Annotated in this window: 17 protein-coding genes; 10 read left to right on the forward strand and 7 right to left on the reverse strand. The window is 59.5% G+C overall.

Features of this window, described 5'->3' with window-relative positions; genetic code table 11:
* Position 1: 1 nt before the first annotated feature.
* Genes cyoB through cyoD form a run of 3 tightly spaced genes read left to right on the forward strand, consistent with a single transcriptional unit; the run spans position 2 to position 2,930 of the window.
* Positions 2-1,993, forward strand: a complete 1,992-nt coding sequence (gene cyoB / locus AD949_RS07990) for a cytochrome o ubiquinol oxidase subunit I (protein ID WP_048836899.1) — start codon at positions 2-4, stop codon at positions 1,991-1,993.
* Complete coding sequence (cyoC, locus tag AD949_RS07995) at positions 1,993-2,598, forward strand: cytochrome o ubiquinol oxidase subunit III (RefSeq protein ID WP_048836900.1); 606 nt, start codon at positions 1,993-1,995, stop codon at positions 2,596-2,598. The genes cyoB and cyoC overlap by 1 nt, the downstream gene beginning before the upstream one ends.
* Entirely contained in the window at positions 2,598-2,930 is a 333-nt protein-coding gene (gene cyoD, locus AD949_RS08000) for a cytochrome o ubiquinol oxidase subunit IV (protein ID WP_048836901.1), read from the forward strand. The genes cyoC and cyoD overlap by 1 nt, the downstream gene beginning before the upstream one ends.
* A gap of 298 nt (positions 2,931-3,228) precedes the next feature.
* On the opposite strand, the gene fdxA is transcribed toward cyoD, so the two are convergent.
* On the reverse strand, positions 3,229-3,561 hold the full coding sequence (gene fdxA / locus AD949_RS08005) for a ferredoxin FdxA (protein ID WP_048836909.1): 333 nt from the start codon (positions 3,559-3,561) through the stop codon (positions 3,229-3,231).
* 168 nt (positions 3,562-3,729) lie between these two features.
* Positions 3,730-6,324 (reverse strand): helicase-related protein, encoded by a 2,595-nt coding sequence (locus AD949_RS08010; RefSeq protein ID WP_061504651.1) that lies wholly within the window; start codon positions 6,322-6,324, stop codon positions 3,730-3,732.
* 105 nt (positions 6,325-6,429) lie between these two features.
* On the opposite strand from AD949_RS08010, the gene AD949_RS08015 reads away from it, so the two are divergent.
* The 3 genes from AD949_RS08015 (at position 6,430) to AD949_RS08025 (ending at position 9,080) form a co-directional block, all read left to right on the forward strand.
* Positions 6,430-7,875, forward strand: coding sequence for a leucyl aminopeptidase family protein (locus AD949_RS08015; protein WP_048836818.1), 1,446 nt, complete (start codon positions 6,430-6,432; stop codon positions 7,873-7,875).
* 159 nt (positions 7,876-8,034) lie between these two features.
* Complete coding sequence (locus AD949_RS08020; RefSeq protein WP_048836817.1) at positions 8,035-8,448, forward strand: MarR family transcriptional regulator; 414 nt, start codon at positions 8,035-8,037, stop codon at positions 8,446-8,448.
* A gap of 173 nt (positions 8,449-8,621) precedes the next feature.
* Complete coding sequence (locus AD949_RS08025; protein WP_048836816.1) at positions 8,622-9,080, forward strand: hypothetical protein; 459 nt, start codon at positions 8,622-8,624, stop codon at positions 9,078-9,080.
* A 41-nt stretch (positions 9,081-9,121) separates the two neighbouring features.
* Here AD949_RS08025 and AD949_RS08030 read toward each other — a convergent pair whose 3' ends face one another.
* Complete coding sequence (locus AD949_RS08030) at positions 9,122-10,165, reverse strand: MraY family glycosyltransferase (RefSeq protein ID WP_082064862.1); 1,044 nt, start codon at positions 10,163-10,165, stop codon at positions 9,122-9,124.
* A gap of 59 nt (positions 10,166-10,224) precedes the next feature.
* On the opposite strand from AD949_RS08030, the gene AD949_RS08035 reads away from it, so the two are divergent.
* The 4 genes from AD949_RS08035 (at position 10,225) to AD949_RS14110 (ending at position 14,190) form a co-directional block, all read left to right on the forward strand.
* Positions 10,225-12,264, forward strand: coding sequence for a polysaccharide biosynthesis protein (locus AD949_RS08035; protein WP_048836815.1), 2,040 nt, complete (start codon positions 10,225-10,227; stop codon positions 12,262-12,264).
* A complete protein-coding gene (locus AD949_RS08040; RefSeq protein ID WP_048836814.1) occupies positions 12,261-13,400 on the forward strand; it encodes a DegT/DnrJ/EryC1/StrS family aminotransferase in 1,140 nt (379 codons plus the stop codon). Before AD949_RS08035 ends, AD949_RS08040 begins: the two co-directional genes overlap by 4 nt.
* A 14-nt stretch (positions 13,401-13,414) precedes the next feature.
* Entirely contained in the window at positions 13,415-13,879 is a 465-nt protein-coding gene (locus AD949_RS08045) for a hypothetical protein (protein ID WP_048836813.1), read from the forward strand.
* A gap of 173 nt (positions 13,880-14,052) precedes the next feature.
* Positions 14,053-14,190, forward strand: coding sequence for a hypothetical protein (locus tag AD949_RS14110; protein WP_156475925.1), 138 nt, complete (start codon positions 14,053-14,055; stop codon positions 14,188-14,190).
* Positions 14,191-14,326: 136 nt separating this feature from the next.
* Here AD949_RS14110 and AD949_RS08050 read toward each other — a convergent pair whose 3' ends face one another.
* The 4 genes from AD949_RS08050 to AD949_RS08065 form a co-directional block, all read right to left on the reverse strand.
* Complete coding sequence (locus tag AD949_RS08050) at positions 14,327-15,610, reverse strand: Hsp70 family protein (RefSeq protein ID WP_048836812.1); 1,284 nt, start codon at positions 15,608-15,610, stop codon at positions 14,327-14,329.
* 3 nt (positions 15,611-15,613) lie between these two features.
* On the reverse strand, positions 15,614-17,008 hold the full coding sequence (locus tag AD949_RS08055) for a dihydroorotase (protein WP_048836811.1): 1,395 nt from the start codon (positions 17,006-17,008) through the stop codon (positions 15,614-15,616).
* Between the two features lie 132 nt (positions 17,009-17,140).
* Positions 17,141-18,538, reverse strand: coding sequence for a glutathione-disulfide reductase (gene gorA / locus AD949_RS08060; RefSeq protein ID WP_048836810.1), 1,398 nt, complete (start codon positions 18,536-18,538; stop codon positions 17,141-17,143).
* A gap of 67 nt (positions 18,539-18,605) precedes the next feature.
* Entirely contained in the window at positions 18,606-19,463 is an 858-nt protein-coding gene (locus AD949_RS08065; RefSeq protein WP_096430394.1) for a ferredoxin--NADP reductase, read from the reverse strand.
* Between the last annotated feature and the right edge of the window lie 245 nt (positions 19,464-19,708).

Below are 19,708 nucleotides of genomic sequence, written 5' to 3' on the forward strand. Positions count from 1 at the left end.
TATGCTAGGGAGACTATCGTTCTCGGCCATTCCGCTGGATGTGCCGATTCTCGTCGGCACGTTCTTGGGCGTTGCCATTATCGGTCTCGCGGTACTGGGGCTGATTACCTATTACGGCAAGTGGGGCTATCTCTGGAAAGAGTGGTTTACGACCGTTGACCATAAGCGTCTGGCTGTCATGTACGTCGTGCTGGCGCTGGTTGCTCTGTTCCGCGGCTTTGCCGACGCCATCATGATGCGTACCCAGCTGGCCATGGCCTATGCTGGTAATCCGGGCTACCTGCCTCCACATCACTATGATCAGATCTTCTCCGCTCACGGAACGATCATGATCTTCTTCCTGGCTATGGCTTTCATGACCGGGCTGTTCAACTTCGTTGTGCCGCTTCAGATCGGCGCCCGCGACGTTGCCTTCCCGTTCCTGAACAACCTCAGCTTCTGGATGACGGCCATTGCCTTCATTCTGGTGAACGTCTCCCTGTTCATCGGTGAATTCTCACAGTGTGGCTGGCTGGCCTATCCTCCGCTGTCTGAAACGCAGTTCAGTCCGGGCGTTGGCGTGGATTACTATATCTGGGCCATTCAGCTTTCCGGTGTCGGCACGTTGCTGACCGGCGTGAACTTCTTCGTGACGATCGTGAAGATGCGCGCTCCGGGCATGACCTGGATGCGTATGCCGGTTTTCACATGGACAGCTTTCTGCGCTTCCATTCTGATCATGGTGTCCTTCCCCGTGCTGACGGTTGCCGTCGCTCTGCTGGGTCTGGACCGTTACTTCGGTATGCACTTCTTCACCAATGATGGTGGCGGCAACCAGATGCTGTATCTCAGCCTGATCTGGGCTTGGGGTCATCCTGAAGTTTACATTCTTGTTATTCCCGCCTTTGGCGTGTTCTCTGAAGTTGTTCCTGCCTTCTCCGGCAAGCCGCTGTTCGGCTACGGCACCATGGTTTATGCAACCTGCTCCATCATGGTTCTGTCCTTCATCGTGTGGGTTCACCACTTCTTCACCATGGGTGCTGGTCCGGACGTGAATGCGTTCTTCGGCATTGCAACCATGATCATCTCGATCCCGACAGGCGTGAAACTCTTTAACTGGATGTTCACGATGTATAAGGGTCGCGTCCAGTTTCATGCCTGCATGTACTGGGCCGTTGGCTTCATGGTGACCTTCACCATCGGTGGTATGACCGGTGTGATGATGGCCATCCCGGGCGCTGACTTCGTTCTGCATAACTCCCTGTTCCTGATTGCTCACTTCCATAACGTGATTATCGGCGGTGTGTATTTCGGTTACATCTGTGGCATGAACTTCTGGTTCCCGAAGGTCATGGGCTTCAAGATGAACGAGACATGGGGCATCCGTGCTTTCTGGTTCTGGTTCGTCGGCTTCTACTTTGCGTTCGTTCCGCTGTATGTGCTGGGCTTCGACGGTATGACCCGTCGTATGAACCACTACGACAATCCGCAGTGGCACGTTCTGATGCTGATTGCTGAAGTTGGTGCGGTGCTGATCCTGCTCGGGATTGTGTGCCAGTTGACCCAGCTTTACGTGACAATCCGTGACCGCAACCTGCCCGCAAACCGTGATGTCACGGGTGATCCGTGGAATGGTCGTGCTCTGGAATGGTCCACGTCTTCTCCGCCGCCGCCGTACAACTTTGCTATTGTCCCGCACGTTCATGAACTCGATGCGTTCATGCATGACAAGGAAAACGGCATTGATACGCGTGGTGCCGGTGGGCCGTATGCTCCGATCCATATGCCGAAAAACACGGCTGCCGGGTTCCTTGTCGGTGCGTTCAGCTTCATCTTCGGCTTTGCTGCAGTATGGTATATCTGGTGGCTGGCAGCTCTCGGCCTGATCGGTGTGATCGGGACGATTATTGCTCGCAGCGCCAACAAGGATATCGATTACTACATCCCTGCTGAAGAAGTTGCCCGGATCGAGAACGAGCATTCCCGTAAACTCATGGCACAGGCAGCTGAGTAATGGCGCACGACACAACTGTTCAGACCGCAGGCCACGACGAACACCATCACGAGTCCCCGGTGGTGTTCGGGTTCTGGGTCTATCTGATGACCGACTGCATTATCTTCGGCTCACTGTTTGCCGTGTTTGCAGTCTTGCATAACCAGGTTAACGGCGGCCCGAGCGGTCGTGACCTGTTTGAATATAAAGGACTGGCAGAGGAAACCGCTCTGCTGCTGATTTCTTCCATTACTTATGGGTTCGGCATGATTGCCGCCCATAAGAATGAAATCAGTAAAGTCATCATGTGGCTGGGTGTTACCTTCCTTCTGGGTCTGGGCTTTGTTGGTCTGGAACTGAGCGAATTTGCACACATGATCCATGAAGGAAACGGCCCGGACCGCAGCGCGTTCCTGTCCTCCTTCTTCACACTGGTGTCTACGCACGGTCTGCACGTAACGTGTGGTCTGATCTGGATTGTGACCCTCATCGTTCAGCTGATGGGTACGACCGAGATTCCGGAACGCATGATGAGCAAGCTCACCTGTCTGAGCCTGTTCTGGCACTTTCTGGATATCGTCTGGATCTGCGTCTTCACCTATGTCTATCTGGCGAGCATGATCTGATGAGCGATCTTCATACATCCCCCTCGGGTGAGAGCCACGGTAGTGTATCGTCTTACATTATCGGGTTTGTTCTGGCTGTTATTCTGACGGTGGTGGCTTTTGGCGTTGTTATGAGCCATAGCCTCTCTCCTTCAGGCACGCTGACAGCACTTGCAGTTCTCGCTTTTGTTCAGGTGCTCGTGCATCTGCATTACTTCCTCCATATGGGGAGCGGGTCCGAACAGCGTTGGAACAACATGTGTTTCTTCTTCGCTGTTGGTTTCGTCGTAATTCTGATCATCGGCACCATGTTCATCATGAACAACACCGCCATGCACATGATGTCCCGCTAAAAAGGGACAGCTCTGCCGGTTTTGCATCGGCAGGGTCTTGTTTTTGGTAGGAAAAAGCCCCGGAAGAAATTCCGGGGCTTTTTTTGTGCTTCGGTTTTTGTCGTCCTGACCAGCCCTAGGCAAACTGCTGAGCCGGACTATCCTGCCGATGCCGATGCCGATGCCGATGCCGATGCCGATGCCGATGCCGAGGTGGAGGTGGAGGTGGAGCTCGTGAGAACCGTCCAAAAAAAACGGCGCGGACCACCCGACTGGGGGTCAACGCGCCGTTTTTTAAACCATCCCGAACGGGAGGTAATTAGCCTTTATGCGGCTCCGGGGAGAGCAGGCCAGCCTTGTCGGGCTTGTCTTTCCACTCTTCCGAATCAGCCGGGGGTGTGCCCTTGCGGGTGATGTTCGGCCATTTGGTGGAATAGGATGCGTTGAGTTCTGCCCAAGCTGTCGCGCGATCATCACTGTCGGGGAAAATCGCTTCTGCGGGGCATTCAGGCTCACACACGCCGCAATCGATACATTCATCCGGGTTAATAACCAGGAAGTTTTCACCCGCGTAGAAGCAGTCAACAGGGCAGACTTCCACACAGTCCATGAATTTGCAGCGGATGCAGTTTTCAGTGACCACGTAGGTCATTGCCATCTCCGAAGGTTTCTGGGGGATCGGAGCACCTCCGGTCCCGGGACAAATGGCATGGTCATTCCGGGCCATGCCACCAAGGATGGCGAAGATATGAGGGGCTTTTTGTTCCGTGGCAACCCGCTTCTACGACGTATTACTGTTTCTTCCTGAGCAGGGCTGTATCTAACGACGTTTTTGCAACACTGCGAGGGCTGCAAAAGGGCCCGTTGCGGCTGGCACGGCCTGCTTGTGTGCACGAGGATGATTTTTCCGGCTCTTACGGTCCGGGAGGGCTGAAAGGGCAGGCAGCAACAGGGCCGGGGTGGCGGGGCCAAAGTGTTTTTTGTGCAGGACAGAGGCTTTTTGTACCCGCAGGCCAAGCTCCGTCAGAACAAGCGGTAAATCCGCCGCCGGTATGCCCAGACGGGATGCCATATTGGGCTGGAGCGGGCAGCCGCCGGTGCGGGTGGCAAGCTCGGACAGGGTTTTGTGCGTCTCCCACCCAATATCCAGTCGGATCAGGAAGTCAGCGGCAGACTGCCAGCCAATTTGCACCAGAAGGGCACGATCCTGCGTGGAAAGGATGGTTTCCGGCGGCAGACGGCAGGAGACCGCACCCGGTTTGGGGAGCGGCGGGATAGGGTGCCCCGTATAAAGCTGCACCAGCAGCGCACGGAGCATCATGGGGCGCGGACGCAGGAGTTGCGGGCAGAAGAGGATACCATTCCCGGCCCGCAGACCGAGCTTGTGCAGAAAAGTGCTGTCTTTCCGGCTGATCTGAGTGGTGGCAGGTAGCCTCATCACACCGCCCTGTTCCGTCAGGCCATGAATAATGCCTCGGAGCGTGGGTGTGTCCGCAACGGCCTGTGTCGCACGGAAAAGGGGGGCCAGATCTTTTTGCAGTGTGGCCGTCAGAAACGCGGCAAGTCGCATTCGGATACGTTCACGGTGAGACGGCTCCAGAAACTCCGCCGTGGTGACATGGACCGCAGGCCGCAGCAGATCTTCGCCTTTTTGCAAATGGCCAATAGCATCGCCCTCCCACAGCAAAACGCCGGTGGCCGGGTCCAGTGTCAGACTGTCATCCGATGTTTGCAGAAACTGCGTCACACGGCGGGGGATTTCACTCCGGGCGGCTCGGCGGGCGGCGCGCATCAGCAAGGGTTGGTCGGATCTGGCGGCGTCCGGGTCTGGAATAAAAGCAAAGCCCTGCATGTGGCCCACGGCGTGGCCTTCCACACTCACTTCTCCGGTGCGAGTAATGGCGGACAATAGGGGTTTGCTATCGGCTTCTTCCAGCCTGCGGGCCAGACTGGTGGCGCGTTTATCAACAAAGCGTGCCGCCAGCCGCTCATGCAGCAGGTCGGAGAGGGTGTCTTCAATCGCGCGGGTTCGGCTGCGCCAGAGTTGCGGGTTTTCCACCCAGTCTGACCGCGTGGCGACGTAGGCCCAGATCCTGATCCCCATCAGCCGCTGCATCAGGGCTTCAATATCGCCCTCGGTGCGTTCCAGATTGGCCAGCCGGGGTTCCAGCCAGCTTGAGGGCAGGTGGCCTTCTTTGACCAGAACCGTGAAAATCTGGGCACATTGGCGGATGTGGCTGTCTTCTCCCAGCTTGCGGAAATCCGGTATCTGGCAGACTTCCCACAGCAGGCGGGTGCGTCCCGGTTCCTTGGCGAGACTCTGGATGGCAGTGTCCCGCATCAGCGCGCTGAGCACGATGATGTCGGACGCCGGTTCCGCCGCCCGCAGGCCGGGATAAGGGGGCTTCTGGCACAGGCTGGCATACAAGGCGCGAGGAGAGGAATACTCCAACGCGCTGTTGCGCCAGTAAAGATGGTGCAATGCCTCGAACTGGTGGTTTTCCACGGCCTCAACAGAGCTTTCCGGCAGAGGCGGGCAGTCACCCGTCGTGCCAAAGGTGCCATCCTGCGCGCCGCGCCCGGCCCGGCCCGCAATCTGGGCAATTTCAGCAGGGGCGAGCATCCGACGCTGGGAGCCGTCAAACTTGGACAGTCCGGCAAAGGCCACGTGCTGAATATCCATATTCAGCCCCATGCCGATGGCGTCCGTGGCGACCAGATAATCCACTTCCCGTTTCTGGTAGAGTTCTACCTGCGCATTACGGGTGCGGGGGGAAAGCTGACCCATGACCACGGCACAGCCCCCGCGCCTGCGGCGGATGGCCTCGGCAATGGCATAAACCTCGCCAGCGGAGAAGGCGACAATGGCGGTGCGGGGTGGTAGCCGGGAGAGGCGGGTAAAGCCGGTATAGCTGAGCTCTGACAGGCGCGGCCGAGAGTCAATTTCAATCCCCCGGATGAGCGAGCGGAGGAGGGGGGCGATGGTTTCCGCGCCCAGAAACAGCGTTTCCGATTGCCCGCGCGCGTTTAAAAGCCGGTCCGTAAACACATGGCCGCGTTCCGGGTCCGCACAGAGCTGGATTTCATCAACGGCGATGAAATCGACCGGACGGTCCATAGGCATGGCTTCCACCGTGCAGGAAAACCAACGGGCACCTGAGGGGATGATTTTTTCTTCCCCCGTAATCAGCCCCACGGATCGGACACCCTTCAGCCTGACCATGCGCTCATAATTTTCCCGCGCCAGCAGGCGGAGCGGAAAGCCCATAATGCCAGAGGAGTGCGCCAGCATCCGCTCCAGCGCCAGATGGGTCTTGCCCGTATTGGTTGGCCCCAGTACAGCGCGAACGGGAGCATCCTCGGAACTGGCGGGAGGCCTCAGGCGCATAGCCTGACGGCTTGGGGTATCCATCATCCCGCCATGGTCCGCTGGTATGCGTTCAAAAGCAACCCGTTCCCTTCTGCGGGGGCATTGCGCCGGGTGTGTGCCGGGCGCAGGTTTGAGTAAGGAGGAACTGCCATGTCCGTTCGTGAACCAGACTGTCTCGTCGTAACCCGTAGCCGCCGCAAAACGGGTGAAAAAGCTGTTCGTACCGTGCAGGGTGTGCGGGGGGCTGACCCAAAAGCCCTTAGCGCGCTGGTGGGTGCGGACGGGGCCGCCTTCGCGCTGGCCTGTGGCTTTACCGGCAAGCCGGGCCAACTGGTGCTGGTGCCCGATGCGCATGGCGTTCCGCTAGGGCTATTTGGCCTGCCGCCGCTGACGCAGCGTGACCCGTATCTGTTCGGCACGCTGGCGCAGGACCTCCCTGCGGGAGACTGGCAGGTGAAAATGCCCGTCGAGAGTGCGCGGGAGGATGTGATCCTTGGCTTTTGCTTGGGGGCTTATCAGTTTTCCCTGAAATCTGACGGCAAGGCGGCCGGACAGGCAAGGCCGCGTCTGGTGGTGACAGAGGCTGAACAGAACGGTCTGGCTGTAGAAACAGCACTTTCTATCTGGCTGGCGCGCGATCTCATCAACACGCCCGCCAACCTGCTGGGGCCGTCTGAGCTTGCGCGGGCCGCGCGGGCGGCACTGCTGCCGTTTGGCGCGGAAGTGGACATTATCAAAGGCACCGCGCTGGATAAGGCGTACCCGCTTCTCGCCCATGTGGGGAACGGGTCCGACCGCGGGCCGCGCGTGGTTCTTGCCCGCTGGAAAGGGAGCAAGGCAGGAAAATCCGCGCCGCTGCTGTCGCTGGTCGGCAAGGGTGTGTGCTTTGATTCCGGCGGGTATGACATCAAACCCTCCTCCGGCATGTTGCGCATGAAAAAGGATATGGGCGGGGCCGCCAGCGTGCTGGCGCTGGCGCGGTTGATCATGACGCAAGACCTGCCTGTGCGGCTGGAAGTGCGGCTGGGCTGCGTGGAAAACAGTGTGTCTGGTCATGCCATGCGGCCACTGGATGTGGTGACAAGCCGCGCGGGTTTGACAGTGGAAATTGGCAATACGGACGCCGAGGGCCGGCTGGTGCTCTGTGACCTGCTGAGTGAGGCCGGGGAACATGCGCCGGACCTGCTGCTGGATATGGCGACTCTGACCGGTGCCGCCCGTGTGGCGCTGGGGCCGGATCTGCCAGCCCTGTTCTGTAATGATGATGCCGTAGCGCAGTCCATTTTGGCCGCGGGCGTGCGGCAGGCGGACCCGCTCTGGCAGTTGCCGTTATGGCAGGGTTACGCGGGGTGGCTGAAAAGCCCGGTGGCTGACCTGAACAATATTTCCTCCAAACCTATGGCTGGAGCAGTAACGGCTGGACTGTTTCTTGAGCGTTTTGTAAATGCAGGCCAGCGGTGGGCGCATATCGACAGCTATGCGTGGAACGATAGCACCCGTCCGGGACGGCCTGAAGGCGGGGATTCTCCGGGGATTCGCGCAATTTTTGATGCGGTGTGTCGAATTTTTGAGACAAATACCGACGCGGTATCGTAAAGAAATGTCACACTTCTGGAACTATTTTTAGAGTATCAGGTTTTAAAACGTACACCGGCGCCTATATAGGCATCATCAAGTATGCCGGAAGTAAAAGTGAAAGTCCGGACAGAGCCCTTCGGGGGGAATGACCGGAGTTTTTGAAAGGACAAGAGTCTGATGGCACACACTGCCGCCAAAGCCGAAGAGCTGGTTAAAACTCTTCGCGATACCGTCGTCTCGCTGGTGCGTGGCGAAGGCCCCGATCTTTCTGCAAGACAGCTTGCGGTCTTCCTGACCTGCTATCTTGATGAATCCGGCCACACCGTGCGTGGTCTGGCTGCCAGCCTGAACGTCTCCAAGCCCGCCATTACCCGTGCGCTGGACCGTCTGGGTGAACTGGACCTCGCGCGCCGTAAGGTGGACCCGCTGGACCGCCGCTCCGTTCTGGTACAGCGCACCCCGAAGGGAGCTGCTTACCTGAAGGAAATCCGCTCCATCATGGGTGATGCTGCGGATGAGGAAGCCAAGAAGGTGCGTCAGGAAGAAAAACCTGCACGTCGCGCCCCGCTCCGCCGGGCAGCGGCTGCCTGAGAGCAGCTTTTACGGGCCTGTCCATCGTTTTTCTTGTTACAGAAAACGACAGACAGGCCGGTTGTAAGAAACTTTTAGCAGGATAGGGCGTTTTTTTCTCACGACTTCCCCAACACCTTTGGCCTTCCGCCGCAGGGAGAACCGGGAAGAAAAACGAGATAAGGAACGTTCCAATGCGTTTTGCTTCTGTCGCTTCCGTTGCCGCTGTTGCGGCGCTGACGTTCTCGTCCATCAGCACCATGCCTGCGGCGCATGCGGCTGATGCCATGGGCTCACCCACCGCAAAAATTACCATTAGCGCAAAATCAGCCGATGTCGGCATTGGCTATACATGGGGTGATGGCAAGCTGACCTATGGCGGCCATACCTACAAATTCTCTATTACCGGCGGCACGATTGCAGCCGTTGGTTTTTCCAAAATTGAAGGCAAAGGCACGGTCTATAACCTGCATCGCCTGCAGGATTTTAACGGCACTTACGGCGCAGCGCATGGTGAGGCCACGCTGGGCAACGGCCTCGGTGGTGCGGTTCTTGAAAACAAGAACGGTGTTCGCATCAAGATTGAAACCGCGACAAAAGGTGCCCGTCTGGCCAGTTCTGCTGAAGGTCTGACGCTGACGCTAGAAAAATAAACGGTCAGACGCTTAAAGTCTGACGCCTGAAAACACGCCGCTTACCACGGGCCAACCGGGTGGCGGCGTGCCTGTAGAGCGGCAAAGCGCGTCCACAGGAGTTGCGGGGCCAGAAGGAGTGCGACGGCACAGGCAAGGCCGGGCAGAAACGCCATGGGTGCTACCCAGAACGCGACCCCACAGCCCCAGACCACATAGGCCCATTCAGCCAGCGTGATGAGTGCCGGGGAAACGCCGGTGCGATGCAGCACCTGATATAAATGCCCCCGATGCGCCTGCACCAGAGACTGTCCAGCCAGTTTGCGGCGGGCCAGCGTAAACAGCACATCATAAATCAGCGGAAACAGCAGACACGGCCCCAGCCACCAGCCGGACGGGAGCGTGGTTACTTGCGCCACATGCAAGGCCGCCGCACCTGCCAGCAGGCCACATCCCTGACTGCCCACATCCCCAAGAAAAATGCGGGCTTTGGGATAATTGAAGGGCAGAAAACCGCACAGGCAGGCGCATAGTAGCAGCGCTGGCCAGAATAGATCCGGCACACCAAAGCTCGGGCCAACCAGTGCGACAAGAACGCACCCCACAGCCAGAGATCCCGAAATCAGCCCGTTCAGCCCGTCCATGAAATTGATGGCGTTGGTGATGAACACCAGCCACAGCACAGACAGCACTGCTCCCGCCATCAGACCTCCCCAAGCAGGAGGCAACGGTAGGTTGGTACCCCCGGCAACGACCATCACCGCAGCAAGACACTGGGCAGCAAACTTGATGGATGGTGGCCACTGGTACAAGTCATCCAGCCAAGACACCCCGGCCAGTAGCGCTGTGGCAAGGGCGGTCAAAAGCACCGGGGCGGTGAGGATCGGCTGGCCAGTAACCCCCTGAATGACGGGAAATAGCACGAAAAACGTTGCCATCACCCCAACGCCGCCGCCTTTGGGTGTGGGGCGTTCATGCGCGCTTCTGTGTCCCGGATGGTCCAGCACGGCCACGCGGATCATCAGCCTCACCAGAAAAGAGGTGAAAAAAACGGCACTGATCAGGCAGAAAACCGCCAGAAAAGAAGAAGAAGGGACGATGGACATAATCTCGGCTGGTTGTGCTGCTTCTAGGATGGCAGGTGCTAGGCTATAGGTGTAAGGTAATGGTACTGCAACGCTCTGAGTCTCTGCATCGTAGCCCTCGGCTGCGCCCGCTCAATAGAATCATCGTCAATATCCTGCTGGACGGGATACTGGCTGCTCTGGCCGCGCCGTTTGCCCGGTGGCTGGCCGCGCCGCAGGACGGGCTTTTGCACCCGCTCTGGTTTCTGGCCAGCGGGGCGATTACGCTGGTAATTAGCGGTTTGCCGTTCAGAATGCCGCAGCAATACTGGCGGTTTTCTGGGGTGTCTGACCTTCTGGGGATTGCCGGGGCTTCCGTTGCCAGTTCGGTGCTGTTTTCCACCGGGCTGGTTTATGCGGGCTTCAAACTGCCCAGCCCGACGTTCCCCATTATTTACGCGCTGGTGTTGCTGATCATGCTGGGGGGGCTGCGGATTGGCTATCGGCTGGTGCATCGTCTGGCCGCCCGCAGGGCCGACCAGCGGCGCGTGGTGCTGGTGGGGGCGGATACGGAAGCAGACCTGTATCTGCGTGCTTTGGAGCGCATGCCTGCGGCGGGTATCCGTGTCGTGGGTTTGGTCGCCCTTGGCACGCATCAGGCAGGCCGCAGGCTGCATAATGTGCCCATTTTGGGCCACGTGAATGATATTGAGGCCGTGCTGGATCGGCTGGAAAAAGCTGGAACGCTCCCCGAGTCGCTGGTGGTGACGGAACCCTCATTCCGTGGTGCGGCGCTGACAAAGGTGCTGGATGCCGGGGCCGCGCATGGTCTGTCCGTTCTGCGAACTCCGGCCATGACGGCTCTGACACCCGCTGAGCGCGTGGAACTGCGGCCTGTCCCGATTGAAGACCTGCTAAACCGCCCACAGGTGCCGCTTGACCGCGCCGGAATGGAGCGGCTGGTCGGGCAGAAAACCGTGCTGGTGACGGGCGCAGGTGGCAGCATCGGGTCCGAACTGGTGCGGCAGATTGCCATGCTGGAGCCGGAGCGGCTGATCCTGCTGGACCATGGCGAGTTTGAACTCTGGCAGATTGATACCGAACTGGCCGAATGTGCCCCCTGTGTGCCGCGTGAGGCCGTGGTTGCGGATGTGCGGGACGAAGCCCGGATGGAAGAGGTCATGGCCCGTTTCCGGCCGGAACTGGTGTTCCATGCGGCAGCGCTCAAGCATGTGCCGATTGTGGAGGCCAACCCAGCGGAAGGCCTGCTGACCAACGTGCACGGCACCCGCGTGGTGGCGGATGCGGCTGCGCGTAACGGGGCGCGGGCCATGGTGGTGATTTCGACCGACAAGGCCGTGAATCCCTCAAGCCTGATGGGGGCGGCCAAACGCGCGGCTGAGATGTATTGTCAGGCGCTGGACATCAAGGCCCGGACATCTGGCAACCCGGACGCCATGCGCTGCATTACAGTGCGGTTTGGCAATGTGCTCGGGTCCACAGGCTCGGTCGTGCCGCTGTTCCGGCGGCAGCTTGAACGGGGCGGCCCGCTGACTGTGACGCATCCGGACATGCGCCGGTATTTCATGACCGTGCCAGAGGCCGTGGGACTGGTCCTTCAGGCGAGCGTACGCGGCACTTGCGGTGTGAACGGCTCCGGCACGGATGCCCTGCTGCGGGATGGCGGGATTTTCGTGCTGGATATGGGCGAGCCGGTTAAAATTGTGGACCTCGCCCGGCAGATGATCCGCCTTGCGGGCCTGCGCCCGGAAGAGGATGTGGCCATCCGCTTTACCGGCCTGCGTCCGGGTGAAAAATTGTATGAAGAACTGTTTCATGGGCGGGAGGCTCCGGTGCCGACAGATGCGCCGGGCCTGCTGATGGCCACCCCCCGTGTGGTGGACCTGACAGACGTGACACAGGCCGTGGACCAGATTGCAGCCTATGCGCGCAAAGGGGAGGTGAAGGCAGCCCTGCGCATTCTGTCATTGCTGGTCCCGGAATTCGATCATAACCCCACAGGAGAAGTGCGGTCTGTTGCTCCGCCGGGAGCGGCAGACCCCGCAGCCCTCTCCGGGGAGAGACAGGCTGGAAGCCCCGGAGAGGGGGCGGACGGCAGCAGGAAACAGGTGGCATCATGACCGATAAGACAGCAGATAAACCGATAGCGTTTCTTGATCTTCCTGCGCAGCAGAAGCGCCTTGGCCCCGCTCTACGCGCCCGCGTGGACGCCGTGCTGGACCATTGCCGCTTTGTGATGGGGCCGGAAGTGGCGGAACTGGAACAGCGTCTGGCGGACTGGTGCGGCGCGAAGGAGTGCGTTGGCGTTTCTTCCGGCACGGATGCGTTGCAGATTGTCATGATGGCGGAAGGTATTGGCCGGGGGGACGCCGTGTTCCTGCCTGCCTTTACCTATACGGCCACGGCGGAAGTGCCGCTGGTACTGGGGGCTACCCCGGTTTTTGTGGATGTGGACCCCAACACGTTTCAGATTGACCCCGCTCATTTGCGCGCCCGTATCCGTGCCGTGAAGGCCGCCGGGAAACTGACCGCTCGCGCCATTGTGGGGGTGGATTTGTTCGGCCAGCCTGCTCCGTGGCCGGAACTGCGCAAAATTGCGGAAGAGGAAGGTCTTTTCCTGCTGGCTGACTGCGCACAGTCCTTTGGGGCTGTGCTGGATGGGAAACCGCTGGGACGGGAAGCCACGGCAACAACCCTCTCCTTCTTCCCTTCCAAGCCGCTGGGTGGCTACGGGGATGGCGGAGCTATTCTGACGGATGACCCGGAACGCGCAGCACTCTATCGCTCCCTCCGCACCCACGGGGAAGGTGGCACACGCTATGAGGTGCTGCGTACGGGCATGAATGGCCGTCTGGACACGTTGCAGGCCGCTGTGCTGCTGGCCAAGCTGGATGGCTTTAAAGAGGAACTGGCCCGGCGGGATGCCATTGCGCAGGCGTATGATGCTGGTTTTGCCGATGGTGTTCAGGTGCCTGTGCGTGTACCGGGCAGCACGAGTGCGTGGGCCATTTATGCCATCCTGCTGAAAGACCCGGCGGACCGTGCGCCGCTTCAGGCCCGCCTGAAAGAGCGCGGCGTTCCCTCCGCCATTTACTATCCGCTACCGTTGCACAAGCAGCCAGCGTATCAGGACCACCACGACGGCACAGCATTGCCGGTTTCAGAAGATTTGGCACAGCGTATTCTCGCACTCCCCATTCATCCAGAGTTGACGGATGATGAGGTCGCCCGCGTAATTGCCGCTGTGCGCGGTTAAGGAGAGATAGGGGAATGAGGAAAGAAACCGCGTTTCTCATCGGTTTTCTGGTGCTGACTATTGGTACGGCATCGTTAATCTGGATGGTTGCTCTGCCCAATTTCAAGCCTGTGGACTTTCCTCAGGTTGCCAGTGGCGAGATTGAGGTTGGCCCCATGCGGCACAAGCGTGTGCTGACGACTGCGGAAGTAAAATCCGTCAATGACTGGCTGAGCCAGCATAAAAGCGGTTGGGGTCCGCTGGGCCGTACCCCGCCCTCCTCTGGGGATTCGCGCATCATGCTGAAAGACGCCAGTGGCAAGGATGTTCTGGCCCTCACGCTCTGGACAGGCATCAGTGCCGCAGACTGGAATGATACCGTGTTTGTGGAAGCGCCAGACGGCTCCAAAGTCCATACAGAAAGCTTTTCTGACACAGCTTTCGCGCCCCTGCGGGCGCTGGTGGATATGCATGTTTTTAAACGCTCTGCCTTTCCGTGAAAGGCTGTTTCAAAAAATTTGAGATGAGGACTGGCGGCATGGTTTGTGACTGAACAAACGGCGAGATATCTGCACCTCTTGCTATATGTCTGGATTTTTCTCTTCCTAAAAATCCAGAAGCCGTTTTGTCTGTTATTGGTCCAGAGTTGATTTCGGTTGAACGGGTATGCGGAATGCCCATCATTGAAGATACGGCAAAAGACCGTCATGCCTATAAACAGCAGGCTCTTGCAGCAGTTAAAGAGAATCATGATCAGGCTTACGTGGTCCAAAAGAAAGCCTGCATTGCCAGACTCGCGGCCTCCTATTGAAGCCGGATATTTTTCTTCCGATCGTATAACCGCCTGAGCATTAGCTTATCGACTACCTTTTTGGTGACTTTCCGGGCGTAATCAGTCTTTCTTTCTGGCCGCGTTCGGGCCGTTGTCCTACAGCTAGAAAAATGCTTCAGGCGGCGCGACCTGACATCAGCGCCAGCCCTTCCGCGACGGAGACAAATTCGCCACCGGCATCCACGCGGTCTTTCCCAAAGCGAGTGATGAACAGGTTGCGCACCGCAGGCACAAAGGAAGTGCCGCCGGTGAGGAACACCCGGTCAATAGCGGAGGCCGCAAGACCGGCGTTTTCAAGCGCTTTGTCCACCGCACCCGCAAACTGGGCGAGGTCCGGCGCAATCCATTCTTCAAATTCCTGCCGGGTGATGGTGCGCTCCACAGTCAGCCTTTTATGCTGGAACTTCAGCACGGTACTATCCGCGGAAGAAAGTGCGCTTTTGGCCGCGCCTACGGCGCGATAGAGCGCCTGCCCCTGCTGATCATTAACCAGATCAAGCAGGGCACGGAGCTTTTCCGGCTCGGCGGCGGTGCGGATGACATCCTCAATATCGCGCAGGGTCTGCGGGGTGCGCATCAGCGCCAGACGGTGCCAGTGGCCAAGGCTTGCATACCATTCAATGGGCACAGGTAACGGCTGACCACCCATGATGCGGTAGGTGGTGTCCCGCCCCAGAAGGGGGGCGATGACGGTGTTGATAATGCGGTAATCAAACTGATCCCCCGCAATGCCGACGCCTGCGTGGCCGAGCGGTGTGGCGTAGCCAGTCGCAGGGTCAAACCGCAGAACGGAAAAGTCACTGGTGCCGCCGCCAAAATCACCCACCAGAATGGTTGTGGGGTGTTCCAGCCGCTGGGCAAAGCGCCAGCCTGCGGCTTCTGGCTCCCACGCAATGCCAATCGGGCCGAAGCCCGCGGCGGCAAAGCTGTCCCGCAGGCGCTGCTCGCCCAAGGCATCATCCGCGCGATCTCCGGCAAAATGCACAGGCCGGCCGACCGTGACCTGTACGGAGGCGGGGTCAATCCGCACCGCCTGCATCAGATGCGTCAGGAACCGGGCAATCAGCATTTCCAGCGTCATACGGCGGTTGAAAATCTGCGTCTCGCGGAAAGATTTCTGCGCGAGGTAGGACTTCATAGACATAATCATGCGGCTTTCCGCAGGATCTTCCAGATAGGCATCGACCGCCCCAGCGCCAATGGCCTCATGCAGTTTCAGGCGGCTGCCTTCTTCCTCATGCCAGAAGCAGAGCAACGTGCGGCAGGTGTCGGACTCGCCATGATGCGGGAAGGTAAAGCGGGCGGTTTCCGTCCGTCCATCCGGGTGCGCCAGCACCACCACGCTGTTGGTGGTGCCGAAATCAAGACCAATTTTCAGGCTGTTGGAAGGCGTCGTCATGTTTCAGCGGGCAGCCTGCGGTCTGTCGGTTGCGTCAAAACGTAGGGGTTCGCCAAGGGCTTTATCCGCCAGCGTGCCTTCCCACATCACCTGATTGCCCCGGATGATGGTGCCCACCGGGCGGCCTGTCACGGTCTGGCCCGCAAAGGGAGACCAGCCACAGCGGGAGGCCATCCAGTTCTGCTCCATGGTCCAGCGGGATTTGAGGTCCACAATGGAGAAATCAGCATCATACCCCACAGCAATGCGGCCCTTGCGCACCAGCCCGAACAGGCGCTGCGGCCCGGCGGAGGTCATATCCACAAGGCGGCGCAGGGTGAGGCGGTTGTTGGCCACATGGTCCAGCATCAGCGGCAGCAGTGTCTGCACGCCCGGCATGCCGGAGGGTGAGGCGGGGTAGGGCTTTTCCTTGGCGGAGAGCGCGTGAGGCGCGTGGTCGGAACCGATAATATCCGGCATGCCCTGACTGACCCAGTGCCACAGGCCATCCCGGTGCGCACCGGAGCGGATGGGCGGGTTCATCTGCGCCAGTGTGCCCAAACGGGGGTAGGCTTCCTCCCCGGCCAATGTCAGGTGCTGCGGGGTCAGTTCACAGGTGGCAATGTCCCGGTTTGCCGCAATCAGTTCCAGCTCCGCAGGCGTGGTGATGTGCAGGATATGCACCCGCCGCCCGGTCTTGCGGGCCAGATGCAGGGCGCGGGTGGTGGCGCGCAGGGCGGTTTCATCATCCCGCCAGATGGGGTGGGAGGAGGGGTCACCCTCCACGCGGTAGTCCATGCGTTCCTTTAGGCGGGCTTCATCTTCCGCATGAATGGCCACACGGCGCATACCGGACCGCAGGACACGCTCAAGCATGTCATCTTCCGAAATCAGCAGGTTGCCGGTGGAAGACCCCATGAACACCTTGATGCCTGCTGTACCGGGCAGCTTTTCCAGTTCCCCGCACTCGTCAGCGTTGTCCACGGTCGCACCCACGTAAAAGGCATGGTCACACCACATGCGGTGCTTTGCGCGGGAGAGTTTGTAGGCCACCGCTTCCGGCGTGGACGTGGGCGGGCGGGTGTTGGGCATTTCAAACACACCCGTCACGCCGCCCAGAACAGCGGAGCGGCTGCCGGATTCGAGGTCCTCATTGGCCTCGGCGCCCGGCTCACGGAAATGGACCTGCGTATCAATCACGCCCGGCAGAATGGTCAGGCCGGTACAGTCCACCGTGCGCCCGGCGTCAGCCTGCCCGCCAATGGCGGCAATCAGCCCGTCCCGCACATACACATCCGTCTGCACGGTGGCGTCAGGCAGCACAACGGTGCCGCCTTTCAGAACCAGATCGTAAGACCCACGGGCATGCGCGGCAACGCTGCCCGCAGTAGGGCCAGAAGATGTGTGGGGAGCGGACATGGCGTTTTTTCCTGTTCTGGCGGCTGGCAATAAGGAAAAGGCAAAAGGATAAAGGGGAAACGACGAAAGAAATGGGAAGAGGAAGCAAACCGGGAAGGCAGAGAAGGCCGAGCCGGGGCGCGGCCATAGTGTTCAGGATACGGCTGGGGTTTCCCGTGTGCGGGTGCGCATTGTCACCAGTTCCTCGGCGGAGGTGGGGTGGATGCCAATGGTGCGATCAAAATCCTGCTTGGTCAGCCCGGCGGTGACGGCCACGGCTACGCCCTGCAACATCTCCGGAGCATCATCCCCCAGAATATGCACGCCAACCACTTTCTGGCTGCTCTGCTGCACCACCAGTTTCATAACCGTCTTGCGGTCTTTACGGCCGCTCAGCGTGTGGCGCATGGGGGTAAAGCGGGTGACGTAGATGTCCACCACGCCATGCTGCGCGGCTTCCTCTTCCGAAAGGCCAACAGAGGCCAGCGGTGGTGAGAAGAAGACGGCCTTTGGCGTGGTGTCGAACGCCCACTCACGCGGAGCTTCCTTGCCGAACAGGCGGTCGGCAAGGTTATGACCTTCAGCAATGGCGACGGGGGTCAGGTTGATGCGGTCCGTCACGTCCCCAATGGCGTACACGCCGGGTTCCGTGGTCTGGCTGCCCGCATCCACTTTAATCTGCCCGTGTTTGCCGATTGCGATGCTGGTCTGATCCAGTCCAAGCTTTTCAATCTTGGGTTTTCTGCCGGTCGCAAAAAATACGCAGTCCGCTTCCAGCGTCTGGCCGTTATCCAGCGTGACGGTATAGGTCTCGCCTTCTTTGCTAATGCGGGTGGGAGAGGTGTGTGGGTGCTGCGTAATATCGCGTACGGCAATGGCCTCGGCCATAGCGGTGCGCATATCCGCATCAAACCCGCGCAGAGGCAGATCCTGCCGGTAAACCAGATCAACCTGTGAGCCGAGACCTGCAAAAATCCCGGCAAATTCCAGCCCGATATAGCCGCTGCCCACAAGCACCACGCGCTGCGGGCGGGCGGGCAGATGGAAGGCGTCATCGGAGGTAATGGCCAGTTCCGCGCCCGGAATATCCGGGCGGACAGGGGTGGAGCCCGTGGCAATAACGATATGTTTCGCCGTGACAGTGCGTGGCACCTCATCCGGGGCGAGCGGAGAGGCTTCAACACGCACGGTATGGGCATCCACAAAGCGGGCATGGCCCGTCAGCAGGGTGATGCCTGCCTTTTCCAGCATGGAAACGTAAATGCCGTTCAGGCGGGTAATTTCTTTATCTTTGGCGGCAATCATGGTGGCCCAGTCATGCGTGCCACGGGTGGAGGACCAGCCAAAGCCGTGGCTGTCATCCACCAGATCACCATACTCGCTGGCCTGAACCATCAGCTTTTTGGGCACACACCCCAGATTGACGCAGGTGCCCCCCCAGTGGCGGCTTTCCACAATGGCGACGCGCGCACCATATCCTGCGGCAATACGGGCGCAGCGCACCCCGCCGGAGCCTGCTCCGATGACAAGAAGATCAAAATCATGCGTCATGGCGCAGCCTCCGTTTGGTCAGTGTTGGGGCGCTGGCAGCCCGAAGGCTCCCAACGGGCAGAGAGCCTCAGCGTTCAGCGAAGGCCTTTTCCACCACGTAGGAACCGGGGTTGGACATATTGCCTTCATCAAACCCGCGGGCCTGAAGCAGAGCTTCCGTATCCGCCAGCATTTCCGGTGACCCGCAGATCATAACGCGGTCATGCTCGGGGTCCAGTTCCGGAATGTTCAGGTCCGTGAAGATTTTGCCGGATTCGATCAGCTTGGTGATGCGGTCGGTCACGGCAAAGGCTTCACGCGTCACAGCCGGATAATACAGCAGCTTGCCGGAAACATCCTCACCCAGAAATTCATGTTTCGGCAGTTCATGGCGGATGTGGTTGGCATAAGCCAGTTCACCGGAAATACGCACGGTGTGGCTCAGGATCACATGCTCGAACCGCTCATAGCAGTCCGGGTCCTTGATCAGGCTCATGAAAGGGGCAAGGCCCGTGCCGGTGGACAGGAAATACAGGTTCCGGCCCGGACGCAGGTTGTCCAGCAGTAGTGTGCCGGTGGGTTTGCGGCCAATCAGAACCGTATCGCCCACTTTCACGTGGCGCAGGCGGGAGGTCAGCGGGCCATCCGGCACGGCAATGGAGAGGAACTCCATCTCATCCGCATAGTTGGGGGAGGCAATGGAGTAGGCGCGCAGCAGGGGCTTGCCGTCCAGCTCAATGCCGATCATGGCGAACTGGCCGTTTTCAAACCGCAGACCGGGGTCCCGCGTGGTGGTGAAGCTGAACAGCCGGTCCGTCCAGTGATGCACCGTCAGCACCTTGGCCGGATACAGGTTGCCGTATTCTTTGGTCGGGGGGGCGAGGTGCCACACACCGTCCTGACCTTCGACCGGCAGAAGACCGGTCGGGACTTCAGAGGCCGTCATTTTCGGCAGAATGTCGGACAATGTTCCGGTTGATGTTTCAGGCATGGTTTCAGACGTGGTTGCAGACATGGGCCGCTTATACTCCGCTTGCAGCAGATCGAGAGGATATACCCCGTAGCCGGCCTGTGGTCCCGGTGCGGACTCTTGAACGGCACGGAGGCGTGCTTCTGGTCGTGGCGCGTTTCTAAGGGGCAAGAAAGCAGGACGCCAGTGCAAATTCATCACGCGTTGCTTTCTGGCAGCGC

It is taken from the genome of Acetobacter orleanensis (assembly GCF_001581005.1).
GTDB lineage: Bacteria > Pseudomonadota > Alphaproteobacteria > Acetobacterales > Acetobacteraceae > Acetobacter > Acetobacter orleanensis.